The organism is Stenotrophomonas sp. STEN018, from assembly GCF_056760235.1.
In genome coordinates, this window is sequence record NZ_JBRREK010000112.1 from 1 (window position 1) to 4,043 (window position 4,043).

At 67.8% G+C, this 4,043-nt stretch carries 3 protein-coding genes and 1 pseudogene; 2 read left to right on the plus strand and 2 right to left on the minus strand.

Going from position 1 to position 4,043, the window contains the following annotated elements:
* Positions 1-693: transposase zinc-binding domain-containing protein (locus ACVOMB_RS20735; protein ID WP_481532893.1), on the minus strand; the 693-nt coding region annotated here is incomplete at its 3' end.
* 70 nt (positions 694-763) lie between these two features.
* Here ACVOMB_RS20735 and ACVOMB_RS20740 point away from each other — a divergent pair.
* Positions 764-1,327 (plus strand): annotated as a pseudogene (locus ACVOMB_RS20740) (transposase); the annotation flags it as partial.
* Positions 1,328-1,569: 242 nt separating this feature from the next.
* A complete protein-coding gene (locus ACVOMB_RS20745; protein WP_481532894.1) occupies positions 1,570-3,315 on the plus strand; it encodes an alpha/beta hydrolase in 1,746 nt (581 codons plus the stop codon).
* Between the two features lie 168 nt (positions 3,316-3,483).
* On the opposite strand, the gene ACVOMB_RS20750 is transcribed toward ACVOMB_RS20745, so the two are convergent.
* The gene (locus tag ACVOMB_RS20750; protein WP_481532895.1) at positions 3,484-3,789 is read right to left on the minus strand and encodes a hypothetical protein; all 306 of its coding nucleotides are present in this window, start codon (positions 3,787-3,789) and stop codon (positions 3,484-3,486) included.
* Between the last annotated feature and the right edge of the window lie 254 nt (positions 3,790-4,043).

Below are 4,043 nucleotides of genomic sequence, written 5' to 3' on the forward strand. Positions count from 1 at the left end.
TGGCGCTGTGGGGGGGGCGGGGGGCTGGGGGGGGTGGGGCGGCGGCGGCTCGACGTTCGCGTCGTACACGCCGTCGAGCCACAGCATGTGGAAGTGAACATTCAGGTTCAGCGCGCTGCCGAAGCGCTGGATCAGGGTCACCGCACCGCACTGGGCGCTGGCGCGGTCGATGCCGGCTTGATCGGCCAACCAGCCGGCGATCACGCGCTGCACGATGCCCAGCACCGGGCCAATGGCTTCTGGCTTGCTGGCGAACAGGAAACGCAAGGGGTACGGAAAGCTCAGCACCCATTGCCGCACAGGCCGCGGGCCGAACACCTCCTCGACCAGGTGCCGCGCCGACTCGGCCATGCGTCGCGCGCCGCAACTCGGGCAGAACCCGCGCTTCTTGCAGGAATACGCCACTAGCCTCTCGGCACGACAGTGCTCGCAGACCACGCGCAGGAAGCCGTGCTCGAGCACGCCGCAGCGCAGGTAGGTCTCGAACGCCTCGCGCACATACTCGGGCAGCGGGCGGTCTTCTACCTCACGGCGCGCGAGAAAGTCCGGCCAATGCGCCTGCACCAGCGAATACAGCAGCGTGCGCTCGGGACGGTGAGGCGCATAGCGAGCCGTGGGCAGATGCGCTGCCGGCGACGTTGCGTGCGCCACGGCATCCTGCAGCTGCGACACGGTCGCGGCGAGGCGCGGCACGAAACACTCCGGTGCAGGGAATGGCTGCTCAGGCTTGCGCCCGCCCCGGCCGGTTCATATCGGCCTTTATGAGCTGCACCTCACACCGCTGGAGCTGATCGACCGCATTGCCGCGCTGGTTCCCCCGCCACGCACCCACCGGCACCGCTATTTTGGCGTGTTGGCACCCAACTCGCCGCTCAGGGCTGCGGTGACGGCGCTGGCGACACCGGCGCGAGCCGCTCCCGTGCTGGGCGCGTCGATCAGCACGGGGGAGTGCGCGCCTGGTGTGGTACCGATGAGCAGCGCGCTGCCATCCCAGAGCGAGCCGGTGCTGCCCAAGCGTGCAGCGCACTACCTGTGGGCGGTGCTGATCGCCCGCATCTACGAGGTGTTCCCCCTCTTGTGTCCGCTGTGTGGCGGGCATATGCGCATCATCGCGTTCATTACGCACAGCGCTGACATCCGGCACATCCTGGACCACATCGGGGCAGATTCAGAGCCACCCCGCATCTCCCCGGCGCGCGGGCCACCGCTGTGGGATGACTGTAGTGATGCGCAGATGGATGACGGGGCGCAAACCGAGCCAGCAGACTGGGACCTAGCGGCGCAACCGGCACCGGACTTTGAGGTCGATCAGCGCATCAGTTGGTGAATGAACAAAGCGGCGATTTTGACTTGCCGCGAACTGGCTCTGCGCCCGGTACACGCCGAGCGCCGCAAATCACTCTCCTGAACGCCAAACCCTGGTGGTGAACCTGACACCTGGGCGGGAAAATCGAGTGTCTCAGCCGGCTTGATGGCGCTTCCGCGGTGCGATACTTGGCCTCATGCGGTTAAAACGCCTATCCGTGTCCGGTACATTGGCCCAAGGGGACCACTCGCAGGGGATACTTGATGCGACAGGACGACGACGCTGCACTCGCTTCCGGTACTACATCCGATGGCTGGTTCACCCGGCTCCGGCGTTCGCTGCTGGCGCGCCTTGGCAATACCGGGCTCGTGCTGGGGACGTTGTTCTTCGCCGCCTCGCTCACGCCCAGCCTCACGCCACGGATCACGGTCGCGCAGGCGGTGCTGTCGGGCATGTGCCTGGCCGCCGGCTACGGCCTGGGCGTGCTGCTGCGCTGGCTGTGGGGATACCTGGAGCTGCCGCTCCCCGGGCCGGCGGGACAGCCGCGTCGCCGCCGTATCGCGGTCGTCGCCTGCGCGGTCATCGCCGCGCTCGCGCTTTGGCGCAGCCAGCATTGGGAAAACATCGTCCGCGAACTGATGCACCTGGCTCCCGCCGGTCCATCGCGCATCCTGGGCGTACTCGCGGGTGCGGCGGTCGTGGCGCTGCTGCTGGTCGTGCTGGGCCGCATCGCGCTGATGATCATCAAGGCGGTGATGCGCCTGGTCACCCACAAGGTGCCGCGACGGATCGCGCACGTGGTCGGTGCGATCGCCGGCGTGCTGCTGCTGGTGGGCCTGGTCAACGGCGTGATCCTGTCCTCGTTGCTGGACACCCTGGACGCCTCCTATCGCCAGGCCGATGCACTGATCCCGCCCGACATGCCGCCGCCGACCGAATGGGACAGCCCCGGCAGCGCGCAGTCGCTAGTGGCCTGGAACCAGCTCGGGTACATGGGCCGGCGCTACGTCGATGCCCGCCCCACCGCCGACGAACTCGCCGCCTACGCCGGTCCCGGCGCCAAGGCGCCGCTGCGCGTGTACGCGGGCCTGCCCACCGGCGACACGCCCGAAGAGCGCGCCCAGCTGGCGCTGGAAGAACTCAAGCGCGTCGGCGGCTTCGAGCGCAAGGCGCTGATCATCATCACTCCGACCGGCACCGGTTGGGTCGACCCGTCCGGCATCGACAGCATCGAATATCTCTACCGCGGCGATGTGGCCAGCGTCGCGGTGCAGTACTCGTACCTGTCCAGTCCGCTGACGCTGTTCCTGGATCCGGACACAGGCGGGGTCACCGCGCGCGCACTGTTCCGCGAGGTCTACGGCTACTGGCGCACGCTGCCGCCCGAGCGGCGGCCGAAGCTGTACCTGCACGGCCTGAGCCTGGGCGCGCTCAATTCGGAACGCTCGTTCGAGATGTTCGAGCTGCTCGGCGAACCATTCGATGGCGCGGTCTGGAGCGGACCTCCGTTCGCCGCCAGCAAGTGGGCCGAGCTGACCCGCTCGCGCAATCCCGGTTCGCCGGTGTGGCTGCCGCAGTTCCAGGACGGCTCGTTCGTCCGCTTCATGAACCAGGACGGCAGCTCCACCCCGCCCGGCACGCCGTGGGGCCCGATGCGCGTGGTCTACCTGCAGTACGGCAGCGACGCGGTGACGTTCTTCGACCGTCACGGCTTCTTCCGCGCACCGGAACTGCTCGATGCCCCGCGCCCGCCGGACGTATCCCCGGCGATGCGCTGGTATCCGGTCGTGACGATGATGCAGATGGCAATGGATACTTCGCTGTCGATGAGCGCACCAATGGGTTTCGGCCACGTCTACGCGCCATCGCACTACATCAACGCCTGGCTGGAAGTCACCGGCATCGACGACTGGTCGCCCGAAGACGTGGCCCGCCTGCAGCGCCACCTGGATGAGCGCCGGGCCGAAGAGCTGTCCAAGCATGGCGGCGAGGAGACCGTGGACGGCTGAACGTCGACGGTCTTGCGTGGACCGGCACCCTCAGTACATCCCGACCATGTTGAGGAACCAGCCCTCGTGGTCGTAGTCGAAGTCGGTCAGGTCGTCGCTGAACTCGGTGAAGTTGTAGCCGGCGCCGATGCGGAAGTTCTTGCCGATGTCGCGGTCCAGTCCGACCAGCTAGCCCTGCCGCGTGCCGCCGGCCTGCACGTCCAGCCAGCGGTATTCGGCCAGCGCGTGCCAGGCGTAGACCGCCTCGTAGCGCAGCTGTAGCGCGGCGAAGTCGGTGGCCGAGTCGAACCACGGCCCGCTGCCGCGTCCGTAGCGCACCTCGCCCTCGCGCCGGGCGAGCTTGCCGGCCACTTCCCAATGCTGGTCGTGGCGGTAGACGCCTTCCACCGACAGCACCTGGGTTTTCTGGTCGTAGTCCTGCTCGCGCTGGCCCAGGCTGGAGAGGTCGTACAGGTAGGTGTAGCGGCCGAACATTTCCCAGCGCGCGCTATCCCACGGCCGCCAGGCGAAGCCGGCGTTGCCTTCGATGAAGCGCGCGTTCGCCAGGCGGTCGCGATGGTCGTCGGTGTCGGCGTAGTTCAGCCGGCCGGGTATAGGAAGTTCAACCGCCCTTTTTTGCGAGTCTGGCGGGTAGGAAGCGGCCGCGCAAGCGCCGCTTTGGGCACAGATCGGGCACAGATCGGGGGTTCATGCGTGGGTTTTCGACATCGCGGGGCCACGCAGCGGCT